The organism is Nocardia sp. NPDC055050, assembly GCF_053608345.1.
Genome location: NZ_JBSGVG010000008.1, coordinates 171,666 through 186,766 on the forward strand (window position 1 = coordinate 171,666; position 15,101 = coordinate 186,766).

Sequence of the window (15,101 nt, forward strand, 5' to 3'; positions counted from 1 at the left end):
CGCCGACGTCGTCCGACAATTACCAAGCGACGCCCGATGAGGCAAAATACACACTCACAGTCAACTACCTCACCGCTCTTCCAGCCGGAACTCTCCTGGCTTCTCGAGCGCACGCATTGCATCTGCGCGTTTACCCTTCACCGGCAAGTAGAGAATATTGCTGCCAGCTGACGATTTTTGTATTAGATTGAGCGATTGCAAGGCAGACAATACACCAGGAACATGTTCGCGACTTGCTTGGTCCAAGCCCCTACTCAAAGCACTTTCCTTTCTGCCCGATCCTCGCTGATTGTAGATCTTCTTCAGAATCGTCAGCGCAACCTTATCCTGCGTGTTCAATCCCAGTTGCATGATACCTGCCGTTGTATGCGATTGCTGGGAATACTCCTCGATAGAGCAATTTTTAAAGCTCGAAGCCAACCAATCAGGTATCGATGAGACACCGTCCAAGTAGCCGATAATACAGTTTGAGAATTCCGGGAAAGGTCGCCCCATCTCGGTCAGCGATATATCCAAATAGTGGAATACACAATTTAGAAATGTAACGGATGCAAATATGTTCGAATCAACCGAGAGGTTTAGTTCTGAGAACTCAACACCATCGACTATGAAGTGTTGATGCTTCGAAGCATCATTAGAGCCCAGCGCCGACGCAACCCGGATCGAGTCCGCCAGTACAGCATCGAATTGCCGCTGATTCTGCCGATGGGCGGCGGCCTTCAATACAGATTTTGCATTCATTCCGCGATCATCTAACGTTGCCGCCGCTACTTCTACACCCAAGTCTGTCGCCGACTCGATCCACGATGCAACTGACACCAGCGGATGCTGCTTATCATAAGGGTTTGCCAGATAGTCAGCCAGATCCTCACCGTAGGCAGCATCCGCTAGATTTCGGTCGACGAAGACACGAGTATCATCACCAGCATCTGATATCGCCAACCCCGGGAGTCGAAGTAGTAATTGAATCCCTTCGCCGTCGGGCTGGCGTTTGTTAATATCAATAAACGCCTGACGCATGGTATCCATATCGATCGGACCGGTGATGTAGCCTTTTGACCTTGCGAGCGTGGCTACGCGGGTCATGATCATCTTGATCGTTTCGGGCCGAACAGCTGTAAACATGCGAGCTTCGCGCTTACAAATCGAGTCGAAGAATCTCCGCCAAGCCGAAGCCTGATCAATCTGAATGGTTACGTCCAAATCTGCAAAAGAATCGAACGCAACAAGGTATCCAATCAGGAGTGGTCGAGCAGGTAGCCACTCTGGAACAGCCCACGTCACACCAGCTTGATGTAGATATGCACCAACCTGTTCATCAGTAAAATTCCGCAAATCTACTACGTTCTGAAGAGGGAGACCCAGCGCGCTCGTCATCTCTGCCTCGGATGAGAAATAGTGCGTACGACCACAGACCACAATGCCAACACCGTCAGGCGTTGCTTCAATTAGACGCCGAACCGGTTCCAATGCCGCATACCGCACATCCTTCAGATCGACTGGACCACCCAGCCAACGCGACGGCGAGATTTCGTCAAAGCCGTCGAGCAATAACACACATGCACCGGCACGCCACGCACGAATCAAACTGTCTGGATCAAATCCAATTTCCTCCGCGTGCCTTCTTAAAACCTCGGTTTCGCTACGCAGCCCGACGCAATCCCGGAGGTTAATGTATGCAGGAAATGGCGACCTACTACTAGTCTCGAAATGACGTTTCCGCAGATTCCAATACAACTCCCGAAGGGCATGGCTCTTTCCGACGCCGAATTCTCCGACAATCAACGCACGGTATCCGTTCACCACCCGATCCGCCAGTGTCGGAATATCCGTTAGCGCACCGTCCTTATCGGTAAGAATCGCATCCACTTTAATATTTCGATGGTTAGAATTTCCAGACCGCTGCGCCTCCACGGAATAGGAAATACTCCCAAACGGCCCATTTCCTCTGAGCTTGAGATACTCAGTGGAATTGCAAAGGCGGTTCGACAGTGCGGCAATGCTGATCGCATGGATTCGAACATTTCCGCGTCGGGCCTCTTCCTCGACCACACTTCTTTGATCAGCAGTCGGTTCATCACGCGTAACAAACCACCCCGTAAGACTCTTGTATCTATTTTCTGGGCGATTCAATACAGCAAGTAGAATATTCCTTATCTTAGATGCATCTTTTTGCGCCTTTTGCTTCTTTCGGTCCACCGTAAATTCATATGCGTGAATAGCTTCTTCGGTCACAAATAACGCATCATGCTCTCGGCCCCCATGCATCACAGATCCCTGCTCGCCCCGCGGATCGTGGATCGACCGAGCGAGTGCAAGCCCCCTCATTTCGAACTCATGACCCGACTCGTCCATCCATGCCTCCACTAGTGCAGATCTCCGCTCTTACCAGACTTCGTCAAGTATCCATGGAGCCGATATCTTACGGTGCTGTGGATCATGATGCGGTTAAATGTCCGATCCTGGTCCACGTTTCCGATCACATATTCCTATGCGAGCCCGTCGCCGCATCGGATAGGCCATGATATTACGTCGCTGTTACTCGCGACGAGAATTGATCAGGCGGGGATCTCCATCCCCTCGGCCAGCAGCGGCCAGGAGTTCTTGAAGGCCTTCTGCCAGTAGCCCCACGAGTGGGTGCCCTGGGTCGACAGGTCGAAGGTCGCGGGAATGTCCAGTTCTTCCAGGCGATTCTGCAGGTTCTTGGTGCACCAGCGGGTCGTGGCCTCGATGACGCCGCCGACGACGATCTGGTTGGCCAACCCGACCGGGCCCCAGGTCACCAGGTGCGAGTCGCCGAGCTTGTCGAACTCGCCGGGCAGTCCGTTGCCGTTCGAGACGTAGAGCTTGGTGCCGCGCAGCCCCTCGGCGTTCACGACGGGGTCGTTGGCCGCCCAGGCCGGATCACCGGGCGGACCGTACATGTTCGACGCGTCGCCGCCGCCGGTTCCGACCACGACATTGACGAACTGCCTACCCACCGGGTCGCTGATCTGGGCGCAGCCGCTGTAGGCGGCGACCGAGCGGAACAGTCCCGGTTTCGCGATCGCCAGCTGTAGCACGGAGGTGGCCGTCATCGAGTTCGCCGCGATCGCGTTCCTGCCCGTCGTGGCGAACATCGTGTCGACGAGCGTGGGCAGTTCGTCGAGGAAGAAGGTCCGCCATTTGTTCACGCCCAGCATCGGATCCGGCTCGCGCCAGTCGGTGTAGTAGCTCCACGCGCCACCGATCGGCATGACGACGTTGACGTCCTTGCCCGCCAAGAAGTCGACGACGTCGGTGTTCTGTTCCCAGGTGGCAGTGTCCTCGCCGCCGCCCGCGCCGTTCACCAGATACAGCGACGGCCGCGGTACCGAGGTGTCGGCGGGGCGCTGAACCTTCACCGAGACCTCGCGACCCATGGCGGCCGAGTGGATCCGTACGGTCACCTGCCGACCGTCGATCGCGGTCACCTCGGCCCGCGAACCGTCGATTGTGACGGTCTGATTCACCACCGCGGCAATCGGTTCCGGCTCTTGCGCATGCGCCCCGCTCACGCCCATCATCGAGCCCACCACGACGAGCACCGCCGAAACCGCGCTGCGGCACCTCACCGATCCAACCTCCATGCGAAAACCGACCGCTCAGTGCGGCTCGTCACAATATCGGGCTGGATCACACTGTCGTTACCGGTTTCTTACCGATTCGTCACCGAACACCACGCCGATTCGGCGAATCATCGTGCCGCGACGGTGAATCGGGCCCGCCGATGCGCGGGCCCCTCCGCCTCGAGCAATGCCACCGCGAAGCCCACCATGGAGATTCTCGAGATATCAGCGGCCGATGACCTCTGCCGCGTAGACGGCGAGGCGAACACGGTTGTCGGTGCCGGTCTTGCCGAGCAGGTTGGCGATGTGGGTCTTGACGGTGCTGACGCCCAGGTGGAGCTGGTCAGCGATCTCCTGGTTGCCGTACCCCTGGGCCACGAGACGAAGGACGTCGAGCTCCCGTGGCGTCAGATCAGGAGTGCGGACCAGCGCCGACGGCGCCGCGAGCGCCCGATCGACCAGGCGGCGCAGCAGCGCGGGCGAGAACATCAGATCGCCCTCCACCGTGCGCCGGATCGCATCGAGCAGCACGGCGGGCTCGGTGTCCTTGACGAAATAGCCCGCGGCCCCGGCCGACAGCGCGGGAAACAGGTGTTCGTCATCGTCGAAAGTGGTCAGCACCAGCACTTTCGCGCGTGGTGACGCGGCCAGGATCTGCCGGGTCGCCGCGACACCGTCGAGTCCTGGCATCCGCAGGTCCATCACGACCAGGTCGGGCGCGAGCTCGGCGTAGAGCCGCACCGCCGCGACACCGTCGGCCGCCTCCCCGACGACGGCGAGGTCGGTGGTGTCCTCGATGAGCATCCGCAGGCCCGCGCGCACAAGGCGCTGATCGTCGACCAGCAAGACCGTGATCACGACAGCCCCATTCCCCTCGTGGTGTCCGGCAGCCGAGCGCGCACTGTCCACGTCGCGTCGCCGTTCGCGACCGTACCGACGGTGAGAGTGCCGCCGGCGAGTTCGGCGCGCTCGCGCATCCCGACGATTCCGTGTCCAGGAGGCGCCGTCGCCCCGTCGCGTCCGCCGTTGACGACTTCGATGGTGACCCCGCCTTCGCACCGGAGAATTGCGAACCGTACCGGCACATCACGAGCCGCGTGTTTCATCACGTTGGTCAGCGATTCCTGGACCAGACGCAACAGCGTGAGCCTGCTGATCGCGTCGAGTCCGCCGAGGTCGGTGTCGATTTCGGTCACGACAGTGAACCCGGCAGCACGAGCCCGAGCGAGCGCGGCCTCGACCTCGGTCGTGACCGCGTCGGAGTCAACCAGGGCGACCGTGCCGAGGGCAGGATCGCGCAGGGCGGCGAGCAAGCGGCGAATGTCGGCGAGCGCATCGGCCGCGGTGTCGCGCACATCGTCGAGCACCGCGACCACCCGCGGATCGGCTTCGCGCACAACATGTCCCGCCACCGAGGTCCGCAGCACGATCGAGGCCATATGGTGAGCGACCACATCGTGGAGCTCCCGCGCCAGCGCGGCGCGCTCGTCGAGGCGGGTACGCGCTTGCGCCTCCTCGGCGCGCACGCGCAGATTCTGCGCCAGGTCACGCTGCCCCCGCAGGTACAACCCGAGCAGCAACGGAAGTCCCACATATGCCGCGGCCTCGACGAGGGTCGACGCCCGCCCGATCGAGTTGTCGTGGAGGCCGACCCGCCCGAGCGTCACAGCCGCGGCCCAGCCCGCGGTCGACACCGCGACCGTCGACCACCGGTGGGTGCGCGCCACCACATCCACCAGGGCCACCGCGCCGAGGTACGGCGCCAGCCCGGACACTCCCCAGGCATCGGTGCGCAGCATCGGCACAGCCAGCGCCGACAGCGCGAGCGACACCGCGAGCGGCCACCGAGCGCCGGCCAGAAACACCACGGCCGCGGTCATCGCCAGCAGCCAGTAGTGCGGCGGCACGCGGTACTGGCCCGGGTAGGTGCTGGCCAGCAGCAACACCGGGATCAGCGCCAGCGGCAGCCACCGCAGCAGCCCTCGCCAGTCGCGGTGGGCGCGGATGTCGATCACGCCCCCACGGTAAGCGACCGAGTGGTTCGGGCCGCGCGAGTAGGCGGTCGGCGCGCCCGTGCGAGAGCGGGCGCGATCCGCGAGGGGGCTCGATCGGCGAGTCGTTCTGGATCGGCTCGGAGTACCAGGCGAACTGCGCGCGCGCAAGGGCCGCGCGGGTGGAATCCCGCGGACCGAGTCGGGCCGTTCGGCGGAGTCCCCGCCGCCGCCCCCGAACGAAGCTGGAGGTTCCCGCACAGAAGGAGCACACGTGGTCTCGCGACGAGGATTTCTCACCGGGCTCGCCCTCGCACCGGTGGCGTACGCGGCCGGGTGTTCGATCCGCCCCTCGGCACCTGATTCAGCACCCGGGTCGACGCGACCGTTGCCGATCCCACCGCTGGCCGCATCCACCGCCGGCGCGGACGGCGTCCGCCGATTCACGCTGCGGGCCCAGCCGGGCACGACCGAGATGATCCGGGGCAAGCAGACCCCGACATGGAGGTACAGCGGTTCGGTCCTCGGACCCACCGTGCGGGCTCGACGCGGCGAGAAGGTGGCCTTCACCATCACCAACGACCTGCCCGAACCCACGTCGGTGCACTGGCACGGCATGCACCTGCCCGCGAAGTTCGATGGTGGCCCCCATCAGATGATCGCGCCGGGTGCCCAGTGGGCGCCGCAGTGGACCGTGCAGCAGCAGGCCGCGACGCTCTGGTACCACCCACATCCGCACGGCGCGACCGAAAAGCATGTCCAGCGCGGCCTTTCCGGCTTCTTCCTGATCGACGACGACGCGTCGGACGCCCTGGATCTGCCGAAAGACTATGGCGTCGACGACATTCCGCTGGTGATCCAGGACCGCCGGTTCACCGCCGACGGCGCCCTCGACGATTCCGACGCCACCGACGTCGGCCTGCTCGGCGACACGATCGTCACCAACGGCATCGCGAACGCCCACCTGCCCGTCACCACCGACCGGGTCCGGTTGCGGATCCTCAACGGCTCGTCGGGCCGGCTCTACCAGCTCGCCTTCGGCGACGGCAGAACGTTCCAGCTCATCGCCACCGACGGCGGTCTGCTCGCCGAACCCGTTGCGCTGAAGCGGATTCAGGTCAGCCCTGGCGAGCGTGTCGAGCTGGTGGTCGCCCTGGATCCGGGCGAGAACATCACGTTACGGTCGCTGCCGATCACCGAGCGCGCGGGTATCGACCGCGCGGGCGAGTTCGGTTTCGACGACACCTTCGACATCCTGACACTGCGTGCCGGCGCCACCGTGCGACCCTCCGCCGCACTACCGGCGACGCTGATCCCGATGCCCGCCCTCGCCGCCGCGACCACCCCACCGACCCGTTCGTTCGACCTCCAATGGTTCATGATCAACAATCGCCGCATGGACATGAATCGCATCGACATGACCATTCCCGTCGACACCACCGAAGTCTGGACGGTCCGCAACAAGGACAACTGGCCCCACAACTTCCACGTCCACGACGTCCAATTCCAGATCGTCGCCGTCGACGGAACACCGCCTCCCCCAGCCCTTTCCGGCTGGAAGGACACCGTCTACACGACCCCGGGCGCCACCTACACCCTGGCCATGCACTTCGCCGACCACACCGACCCCACCTATCCGTACATGTACCACTGCCACCTGCTCCACCACGAAGACCAGGGCATGATGGGCCAGTTCCTGGTGCTGGCCCCCGGGCAGCAACCCGCACCTGCGCTGATGGACATGGACATGGGAGCCATGGATCACGGCGGATCGTGACTACAGTCGAGGGATGGGCATCGAGTGTTCTGACATCGTTGCAACACCCCGATCCGACGTTTTCGCCTGGTTCGCCCGTCGCGGTGCGTTCACGCGATTGGCGCCACCATGGCAGCCGGTCACCCTGATCTCCGAAGCCGATTCGCTGGCCACCGGGCGAGCGGTGCTCGGCCTGCCCGGCGGGCTGCGCTGGATCGCTCAACACGACCCCGAGCAGTATCGGCCGCCCGAGCGGTTCGCCGATGCCGTCGCGGCGGGCGGACCGGCCTCGTGGCCGGTCTCCCGGCTGTTGCCGTGGCAGCATATCCACGAGTTCGCCGAGGTCGGCGCCACGCACACCCGTGTCATCGATCGGGTGCGGACGCCGATTCCGGAGTCGGTGTTGCGGCCGATGTTCGAGTTCCGCTATCGCCAGCTCACCGACGATCTGGCGAGCCACCGCCGTGCGGCGCAGGCCGGCCTGCCGACCACGACGATCGCGATGACCGGCGCGTCAGGGCTGGTCGGCTCCGCGCTGAGCGCCTTCCTCAGCACCGGCGGCCACCGCGTGGTGCGGTTGGTCCGCCATCGCGCACAGCATCCCGACGAACGACAGTGGGACCCCGACGCGCCCGCCGCCGACCTGCTCGCCGACATCGATGCCGTGGTGCATCTGGCCGGGGCGTCGATCGCGGGCCGATTCACCGCCGCGCACCGGCGTGTGGTGGCCGACAGCCGCATCGAGCCGACCCGGCGGCTCGCCGAGCTGGCCGCGGCCTCGGGCGTCGAAACCTTCGTCAGCGCCTCCGCCATCGGTTATTACGGCTATGACCGTGGCGAGCAGGCGCTGACCGAGAAGTCCGAGCGCGGTGACGGATTCCTGGCCGATGTGGTCGAACAGTGGGAGGACGCGTGCGAGCCCGCCGCGGTGGGCGGAGTCCGGGTCGTGCGGGTGCGTACCGGCATCGTGCAGTCTCCGCGTGGGGGCACCCTGCGGTTGCTGCGGCCGTTGTTCAGCGCCGGTCTCGGCGGTCGGATCGGGGACGGCCGGCAGTGGTTGTCATGGATCGGTATCGACGATCTCGTCGATGTCTACCACCGCGCCCTCTGGGACGACACGCTGGCCGGTCCGGTCAATGCCGTTGCGCCACAGCCGGTTCGCAACAGCGAGTACACCCGCGTGCTGGCGCGAGTGCTGCATCGCCCGGCGCTGCTGCCGGTCCCGAGCTTCGGCCCGGCGGTACTGCTGGGCAAGCAGGGCGCGCGCGAACTCGCCGAGGCCAGTCAGCGGGTGACGCCGACCCAGCTGACGAAGGCCGGGCACCTCTTCCGGAGCGAGGATTTGGAGCAGACGCTGCGGCACCTGCTGGGGCGGACGGCGGGCTGACACGGTCCGGCACCGGTCGTCGCGAGCGGACGATGCGTGTCAGCGAGTTCGCCGACGTGGGAGTCGACTAGTTCCTGTATCGCATCGCCTGCGCATCGTTCGATGGTCGGCAGGTCAGATCGCGCGGTTGTGTCCAGCCGGGAGCGCGGTTGATCGGCGACACCGAGGCGCAAACATGATGTCCCCGAACGCATTCAGCGCAGCGCGTCGACCGCGGCCGTCAGGCTACCGATCCGCTCGACCGTGTCGGGCAACAGCACGGCGTCCCAGCCCGGGCCGCCGACGAGCACCCGGGCGCCGGACCCCGCGCAGGCGAGCACCGCCGAGGTCAACGCGGTCGACTCACGTTGCGACCACAGCAAAACCGAGGCCTCGTTCGAATGCCGGGCGAGCGCATCGGACAACGCGACCGTCGGCACGTCAGCGCCCAGCATGCGCGCACCTACCCCGGCCTGCGCCAAAGCGGCACGCAGCACATCGAGCGGGAGCGAATGCGTTTCGCCGCTGGTGCACGCGAGCAGCACGGGCGCGCTGCTGCGCGCCGGTCTCACCTGCTGCATGACCGCCGCGATGGACCACGACAGCAGGTGTTCGACGTCGATGCAGCCCTCACCGCCGCCCTGACGCGCGACGATATCGGTGAACGCGGGGCGGCACAGGGCCTCCCAGGTCTGTACGACGCCATGAGCCCGCACATGGGCGTCCAGATGGGCACAGACGGTGGTGGTGTCCAGCGCGAAGGCCGCGTCGAGCAGGCCGGCACGGTCACCGAGGGCAGGCGCGGGTCCACGGGCCGCCGCCGCGGCCCCGGCGGGACTCGCGCCCCCGCCGATCAGCTCGAGCATGTGCTCGAGCACAGCGATATCGGTGTCGGTGTAGAGCCGATGGCGGCCGGGCCGGTCCTGGGCGGGACCGATGCCGTACCGGCGATTCCAGCTCCGCAGGGTCGCGGTCGGGATGCCGAGACGGTCGGCCACCGCGCGAACCGTGAAACCGGCCGCGGCGGAGACAGGAGCAGAACCGGCGGGCATCGCCTCATTCTGCCCGGAACGCCTCGGCAGGCGTGTCACGGCCCGGCCTCCGCGCGTCGGCGCCCGGTCTCGCCCGTCGAGCCGACAACCCGCTGAACCGTCCACATCATGCATCAATAGTGCATCAATTACTGTTAGCATGGAAGAACACCGACTACGCGAGGAGTTTCCTGTGCGCACCCGATTCGGCCCGTGGACCACCGCCTTGCTGATCGCCGCCGGCCTCACCGTGGCAGGCTCCGGCTCCGCGGCCGCCGAGCCACCCGCACCGGTGCCGAGCCTGGACCTCGACCGCTATCTCGGCGATTGGCATCAGCTCGCGGCAGTACCGCAGGTGTTCAACCTCAATTGCGCACGCGACACCTCCGCGAACTACAGCCTCGACGCGCGCGGCGACATCGCCGTCCACAATCGCTGCCACACCTGGAGTGGCGGCGTCGACGAGATCCGCGGTACCGCGACCGTGAACGACCCGGTCACGAACGCGCAACTGCACGTGAGCTTTCCGGACGTCATCGGCCAGGACGGGCGCGAGGGACCGACGAACTACCTGGTGACCGCACTCGGCCCGGACTACTCGTGGGCCCTGGTCACCTCGCCGAGCAGACTGTCGGGTTTCGTCCTCTCCCGCACCCCGGCCCTGGACGAGAGCACCTGGCAGCGGATCGACGAGGCGATCAGAATCGCGGGCCAGGACCCGTGCGTCTACCTCACCTCACCCACGACCGGCGGCCGCGAGGGTGTGCTGCCCCTCTGCGCACGATGAGCGTCGCGATCGCGCTGTTCACCCGCGACCTGCGCGTTCACGACAATCCGGTACTCACCGCGGCCGTTCGCGAAGCCGACCGGGTGGTACCGCTGTTCGTCGTCGACGAGGTACTGGTGCCCGATCGCTGCCCGCCCAACCGCGCGCACTTCCTCGCCGCCGCACTCGCCGAACTCGACAAGGAGCTGCGCTCGCTCGGCGGACCGCTCGTCGTGCGCCGCGGCATGGTGGCCGATGTCCTCGACCACGTGATCGAGGAGACCGGCGCCACGAGCGTGCACCTGGCCGAGGATGTCAGCCGCTACAGCAGGCAGCGCGAGCAGGCACTGCGCCGCAACCCCGGCATCGTCGTGCACTGCCATTCCGGTTCCGTCACAGCCACCTCCGCCGAACTCGTCCCGTCGACCGGACGCGATCACTTCGCCGTCTTCACCCCCTATTTCCGGCGCTGGAGCGCGGCCCACCGCCGCACCCCGCTGCCCGCGCCCCGCTCGCTGTCGGTGCCGCCGATCCACAGCGAACCGCTGCCGGAGCCGACGGATCTCGGTTCCGGGCAACCGTCGCCGCAATTGCGGGTCGGCGGGGAATCCACCGGACGTGCGCTGCTGCACGACTGGCTCGACGGCCCGATCACCGGCTATGCCCGCGACAACGACGATCTCGCCGCCGACGCCACCTCCCGGCTCTCGCCGTACCTCCACTTCGGGTGCGTGTCCCCCACCGAGGTGGTGCGCCGGGTCGATACGGCGACCGACGGCGGACTCGCCTTCGTCCGGCAGCTGGCCTGGCGCGATTTCCACCATCAGGTGCTCGCCGCCCGTCCCGATGCCGCCTGGTCGGACTACCGCACGCGGGTGGCCGCGGGCCCCGACGACGAACAGGCCGTCGCGGCCTGGCGAGACGGGCGCACCGGCTACCCGATCGTCGACGCGGGTATGCGCCAGCTCCGTGCCGAAGGCTGGATGCCGGGGCGAGCACGGCTGATCGCGGCGAGCTTTCTCGCCAAATCACTGCGCCAGGACTGGCGGGTCGGCGCGGCCCACTTCCTGCGCTGGCTCGTCGACGCCGACCTCGCCAACAATCAGCTCAACTGGCAGTGGGTCGCGGGCACGGGCACCGACACCCGGCCCAACCGGGTCCTCAATCCGCTGCGCCAGGCCGAGCGCTACGACCCCGACGGCGTCTATGTGCGGCGGTGGCTGCCCGAGTTGGCGCACCTACCCGGTGCGAGCATTCACCGACCGTGGCGCGCGGCCATCGACCCGGCGGACTATCCCGCGCCGATCATCGACTGCGTGGGCAGCTAGACCGATGAATTCCGGCTGCGGAGATCGTCTTTTCCACAGACGCAACCGCAGAGGAGTCGCCATGCCGCTTCATGGTCAGGGATCGCCCGAGCACACGGTCGCCGTCGGTGACGTCGACCTGTGTGTGAGCACCTTCGGGCACCGGCGCCATCCACCGGTGCTGCTGCCGAACACGTCGAGACTGTTCTGGGAGGACCGGTTCTGCGACCGGCTCGCCGACGCGGGCCGGTTCGTGCTGCGCTACGACATTCGCGATACCGGCCGGTCGACCGCCTCCGCGCCGGGCGCTCCCGGCTACAGCCTCCGGGATCTGGTGGCGGATCTCGTCGGGCTGATGGATGTCTTCGAACTTCCGCGAGCCCACCTGGTGGGTTTCTCGGTGGCCGGATGGATCTGTCAGCTCGCTGCCCTCGACCACCCCGATCGGGTATCCGCCCTGACGCTGATCAACACCCGTCCGACCGCCCCCGGCCCGGCGGACCCGGATCTGCCCGAGCACTCGGACCGGATCATGGCGTTCTTCACCGAGAGACCCCACCCGGACTGGTCCGACCGGGCGGCGGTGATCGATTACGGCGTGGAACAGGCCCGGGTACGCGCGGGCACACACGGATTCGACGAACTGCGGGCCCGTCGGCACGCGACCCACATGGTCGACCGCACCACCGACATGGCCTCCAGTGTGCTCAACCTGGCATATGTCGAGGCCGGCGACCGGTGGCGGGAACGTCTGGGCGAGATCGCCGTGCCGACCCTGGTCGCGCACGGCACCGATGACCCGTTCTTTCCGTACGGCAACGGAGAGGCCATGGCTCGCGAGATCCCCGGCGCCGATCTCCTCCCGCTGACCGGCATCGGCCACGAACTTCCCGACGTCACGTGGGATCGACTGCTCGCCGCCATGCTGGTGCTCCACCCGGAATCGGTGGCCGAGGACGCCGTCGGACGAGGGTCGTCCGGTTCGACGCCCGGGCGCTAGCACCGTGTCGGGAATATCGACGGCCACGGTCGGCAATCCGAACCGCCGAGCCAGCCGAACTCCGTTGCATCCAACATCTGCGCGGCACCTCGCCGCCTCGACGGAAGTGACGGAACCACCATGCGATCCTTGCCAAAAGCCCTCGTTGCGGCGATGCTCCTCGGCTCGGCACTCGGCCTCTCTGCCTGTTCCGACGACGACTCGAGCACCACGTCCGCGAGCTCCTCCGCGCCGATGACGTCGGCACCGATGACCACCGGCGCGTCCGCGGCCGCCGACCTCGTCGGGCCCGGTTGCGCGGCATATGCCGCCCAGGTTCCCAGTGGTCCCGGCTCGGTCAGCGGGATGGCCCAAGAGCCGGTCGCCGTCGCCGCGTCCAACAACCCGATGCTCACCACGTTGACCTCGGCGGTCTCGGGCAAACTCAATCCCGACGTCAATCTCGTCGACACCCTCAACGGTGGCCAGTTCACCGTCTTCGCGCCCGTCGACTCGGCGTTCGCGAAGATCGATCCGGCTACGATCGACTCGTTGAAGACCGACTCGGCTACGCTCACCTCGATCCTCACCTATCACGTGGTGCCGGGCCAGATCGCGCCGCAGAGCATCGCGGGCACGCACAAAACTGTCCAGGGCGCCGACGTGACGGTCAGCGGCTCGGGTGACACGTTGAAGGTCGGCGACGCGAATGTGATCTGCGGTGGCGTGCGCACCGCGAACGCCACCGTGTACATGATCGACAGCGTGCTCATGCCGCCCGCGGCGTGATGACGGCGACGGCGCTTTTCCCGGCGTCGCCGCGGAAATTTCCCGGCGGCGCCCATCCGAACCCGAAGGCAGGCCGAAATCCCTCTCATGCTGATGCAAGCAGGGACCCTCCGATGACGGCCCGGCGCGGCTCCGCACCGATCAACCTGCGATCGGTCACCGAGCCCGCTCCGGCCTGCCCGACGGGCGACCGCCGCGACCATGCCGTCCAAGAGCAGCTGGTCGACCTGCTCGACGATGTCGCGGCAGGCGATCGGGCGGCGTTCGCCGAGTTCTACCGCGCCACGAGCCCGCGGGTGTTCGGGCTCGCGCTCCGCGTGGTGCGCAACCACGGCGCCGCCGAGGACATCGCTCAGGAGGTGTTCCTCCAGGTCTGGTCGCTGGCCGGACAGTACGACGCGACCAAGGCCAGCCCGATCGGCTGGCTGATGATGCTGACCCACCGGCGCGCGGTCGACCGGGTACGGGCCGAGCAGTCGGCCACCCGCCGCGACATCGTGTTCGGCCACGCCCACCTCGGCCGCGACCACGACGTCGTGGCCGAGGAGGTCACCCAGCGTCTCGACGAGCAGTCGGTGCTGGACTGTCTGCAGACCATGACCGAACTCCAACGCCAAGCGGTGGCGCTGGCGTACTACGGCGGGCGCACCTATCTCGAGGTTTCCGAGACCTTGGCGGTGCCGTTGCCGACGGTGAAGAGCCGCATCAAAGACGGCCTGAAAAGGCTGGAGAACTGTTTGACCGGAGGGAATACCCGATGAGCGAGACCGATCGGCGGACCCCTTGGTCGTGGCTGGACGAGGCTTACCCCTATGCCATCGACGCGCTGGATCCACCACAGCGACAGGCGCTCGAGGAGTGGCTCGATGCCGCAGGCCCCGACCGGGTGGCCGAGTTCCAGGCCGCCGTTCGCCGCATCCAGGAGACGATGGCGGACCTGACCGTGTTCGACTCGGTCCCGCCACCGGCACGCCTCGAAACCGCGCTGATGCGAGCACTGGATCGGTACGACACACAGCCGTCTCCGCTCGCGCGGCGCGGCGCGACCGGCAGACGCTGGCACCTTCGATGGTTGACCGTGGCCGCGGCGGCGATCGTGGCGGTCGGTGCCGGTGCCGGTATCGGGGTGGTGATCGAACGCGCGAACGACGGGACGGGTGCGGTCACCGCGCAGCAGGTGCTCGACCAGCCCGACAGCCGGGAGTCCTCGGTGGCGGTCACCGGTGGCGGCGCGATGACGGTGTACGAGTCGAAGTCGCTGGGCGCGGCCGCGGTGTCGTTCCAGGACATGCCCGCGCTGCCTGCCGACCGCGCGTATCAGCTGTGGCTGATCCGCGCGGGCACACCGACATCGGTGGCGGTGATGGACGGTCCGGCCTCGGTCGTGACCACGGTCGACGTCGCCGACACGCTCGCGGTGACGGTCGAACCCGCCGGTGGTTCACCCGGGCCGACCACCTCCCCGATCGTCAGCATGACAGTCGGCTGACCCGCTGCGGCGGGCCGTGCCGACACTCGAAACCCCAGGA

Annotated in this window: 13 protein-coding genes; 8 read left to right on the forward strand and 5 right to left on the reverse strand. The window is 66.3% G+C overall.

Annotated features, from left to right (window positions below; translation table 11 throughout):
• Positions 1 to 69: 69 nt before the first annotated feature.
• The 4 genes from ACWGCN_RS11120 to ACWGCN_RS11135 all read right to left on the reverse strand — a co-directional run bounded on the left by ACWGCN_RS11120 (position 70) and on the right by ACWGCN_RS11135 (position 5,602).
• Positions 70 to 2,355 (reverse strand): NACHT domain-containing protein, encoded by a 2,286-nt coding sequence (locus ACWGCN_RS11120; RefSeq protein WP_452457652.1) that lies wholly within the window; start codon positions 2,353 to 2,355, stop codon positions 70 to 72.
• Between the two features lie 203 nt (positions 2,356 to 2,558).
• Complete coding sequence (locus tag ACWGCN_RS11125; protein ID WP_378659772.1) at positions 2,559 to 3,608, reverse strand: alpha/beta hydrolase; 1,050 nt, start codon at positions 3,606 to 3,608, stop codon at positions 2,559 to 2,561.
• A 204-nt stretch (positions 3,609 to 3,812) separates the two neighbouring features.
• Positions 3,813 to 4,445 (reverse strand): response regulator, encoded by a 633-nt coding sequence (locus ACWGCN_RS11130; RefSeq protein WP_378992002.1) that lies wholly within the window; start codon positions 4,443 to 4,445, stop codon positions 3,813 to 3,815.
• Complete coding sequence (locus ACWGCN_RS11135) at positions 4,442 to 5,602, reverse strand: sensor histidine kinase (RefSeq protein ID WP_378992001.1); 1,161 nt, start codon at positions 5,600 to 5,602, stop codon at positions 4,442 to 4,444. Before ACWGCN_RS11135 ends, ACWGCN_RS11130 begins: the two co-directional genes overlap by 4 nt.
• Before the next feature lie 250 nt (positions 5,603 to 5,852).
• Here ACWGCN_RS11135 and ACWGCN_RS11140 point away from each other — a divergent pair, with 250 nt between their 5' ends.
• On the forward strand, positions 5,853 to 7,355 hold the full coding sequence (locus ACWGCN_RS11140) for a multicopper oxidase family protein (RefSeq protein WP_452457653.1): 1,503 nt from the start codon (positions 5,853 to 5,855) through the stop codon (positions 7,353 to 7,355).
• 13 nt (positions 7,356 to 7,368) lie between these two features.
• Positions 7,369 to 8,721, forward strand: coding sequence for a TIGR01777 family oxidoreductase (locus tag ACWGCN_RS11145; RefSeq protein ID WP_452457654.1), 1,353 nt, complete (start codon positions 7,369 to 7,371; stop codon positions 8,719 to 8,721).
• Positions 8,722 to 8,915: 194 nt separating this feature from the next.
• Here the strand turns inward: ACWGCN_RS11145 and ACWGCN_RS11150 are convergent, their stop codons facing one another.
• Positions 8,916 to 9,752, reverse strand: coding sequence for a MerR family transcriptional regulator (locus ACWGCN_RS11150; protein ID WP_378991997.1), 837 nt, complete (start codon positions 9,750 to 9,752; stop codon positions 8,916 to 8,918).
• A 172-nt stretch (positions 9,753 to 9,924) separates the two neighbouring features.
• Between ACWGCN_RS11150 and ACWGCN_RS11155 the strand changes: the two genes are divergently transcribed.
• From ACWGCN_RS11155 to ACWGCN_RS11180, 6 genes are all read left to right on the forward strand, one after another.
• Positions 9,925 to 10,518: a lipocalin family protein gene (locus ACWGCN_RS11155; protein ID WP_452457655.1), complete on the forward strand. Its 594-nt coding sequence runs from the start codon at positions 9,925 to 9,927 to the stop codon at positions 10,516 to 10,518.
• On the forward strand, positions 10,515 to 11,825 hold the full coding sequence (locus tag ACWGCN_RS11160) for a cryptochrome/photolyase family protein (protein WP_449962919.1): 1,311 nt from the start codon (positions 10,515 to 10,517) through the stop codon (positions 11,823 to 11,825). The genes ACWGCN_RS11155 and ACWGCN_RS11160 overlap by 4 nt, the downstream gene beginning before the upstream one ends.
• A gap of 61 nt (positions 11,826 to 11,886) precedes the next feature.
• Positions 11,887 to 12,804 (forward strand): alpha/beta fold hydrolase, encoded by a 918-nt coding sequence (locus tag ACWGCN_RS11165; protein ID WP_452457656.1) that lies wholly within the window; start codon positions 11,887 to 11,889, stop codon positions 12,802 to 12,804.
• A gap of 120 nt (positions 12,805 to 12,924) precedes the next feature.
• Positions 12,925 to 13,572, forward strand: a complete 648-nt coding sequence (locus ACWGCN_RS11170; RefSeq protein ID WP_378991992.1) for a fasciclin domain-containing protein — start codon at positions 12,925 to 12,927, stop codon at positions 13,570 to 13,572.
• A gap of 113 nt (positions 13,573 to 13,685) precedes the next feature.
• Positions 13,686 to 14,333 carry an ECF RNA polymerase sigma factor SigK gene (gene sigK / locus ACWGCN_RS11175; RefSeq protein ID WP_378991991.1) on the forward strand — a complete coding sequence of 216 codons (648 nt, stop codon included), beginning with the start codon at positions 13,686 to 13,688 and terminating at the stop codon, positions 14,331 to 14,333.
• The gene (locus ACWGCN_RS11180) at positions 14,330 to 15,061 is read left to right on the forward strand and encodes an anti-sigma factor (RefSeq protein ID WP_378991990.1); all 732 of its coding nucleotides are present in this window, start codon (positions 14,330 to 14,332) and stop codon (positions 15,059 to 15,061) included. Before sigK ends, ACWGCN_RS11180 begins: the two co-directional genes overlap by 4 nt.
• Positions 15,062 to 15,101: the final 40 nt, after the last annotated feature.

What these genes read in the sequence shown, in the direction of transcription:
- ACWGCN_RS11120 (WP_452457652.1), bottom strand. Translation starts at nt 2,355, where the DNA reads ATGGACGAGTCGGGTCATGAGTTCGAAATGAGGGGGCTTGCACTCGCT.
- ACWGCN_RS11125 (WP_378659772.1), bottom strand. Translation starts at nt 3,608, where the DNA reads ATGGAGGTTGGATCGGTGAGGTGCCGCAGCGCGGTTTCGGCGGTGCTC.
- ACWGCN_RS11145 (WP_452457654.1), top strand. Translation starts at nt 7,369, where the DNA reads ATGGGCATCGAGTGTTCTGACATCGTTGCAACACCCCGATCCGACGTT.
- ACWGCN_RS11150 (WP_378991997.1), bottom strand. Translation starts at nt 9,752, where the DNA reads ATGCCCGCCGGTTCTGCTCCTGTCTCCGCCGCGGCCGGTTTCACGGTT.
- ACWGCN_RS11160 (WP_449962919.1), top strand. Translation starts at nt 10,515, where the DNA reads ATGAGCGTCGCGATCGCGCTGTTCACCCGCGACCTGCGCGTTCACGAC.
- ACWGCN_RS11165 (WP_452457656.1), top strand. Translation starts at nt 11,887, where the DNA reads ATGCCGCTTCATGGTCAGGGATCGCCCGAGCACACGGTCGCCGTCGGT.
- ACWGCN_RS11170 (WP_378991992.1), top strand. Translation starts at nt 12,925, where the DNA reads ATGCGATCCTTGCCAAAAGCCCTCGTTGCGGCGATGCTCCTCGGCTCG.
- sigK (WP_378991991.1), top strand. Translation starts at nt 13,686, where the DNA reads ATGACGGCCCGGCGCGGCTCCGCACCGATCAACCTGCGATCGGTCACC.
- ACWGCN_RS11180 (WP_378991990.1), top strand. Translation starts at nt 14,330, where the DNA reads ATGAGCGAGACCGATCGGCGGACCCCTTGGTCGTGGCTGGACGAGGCT.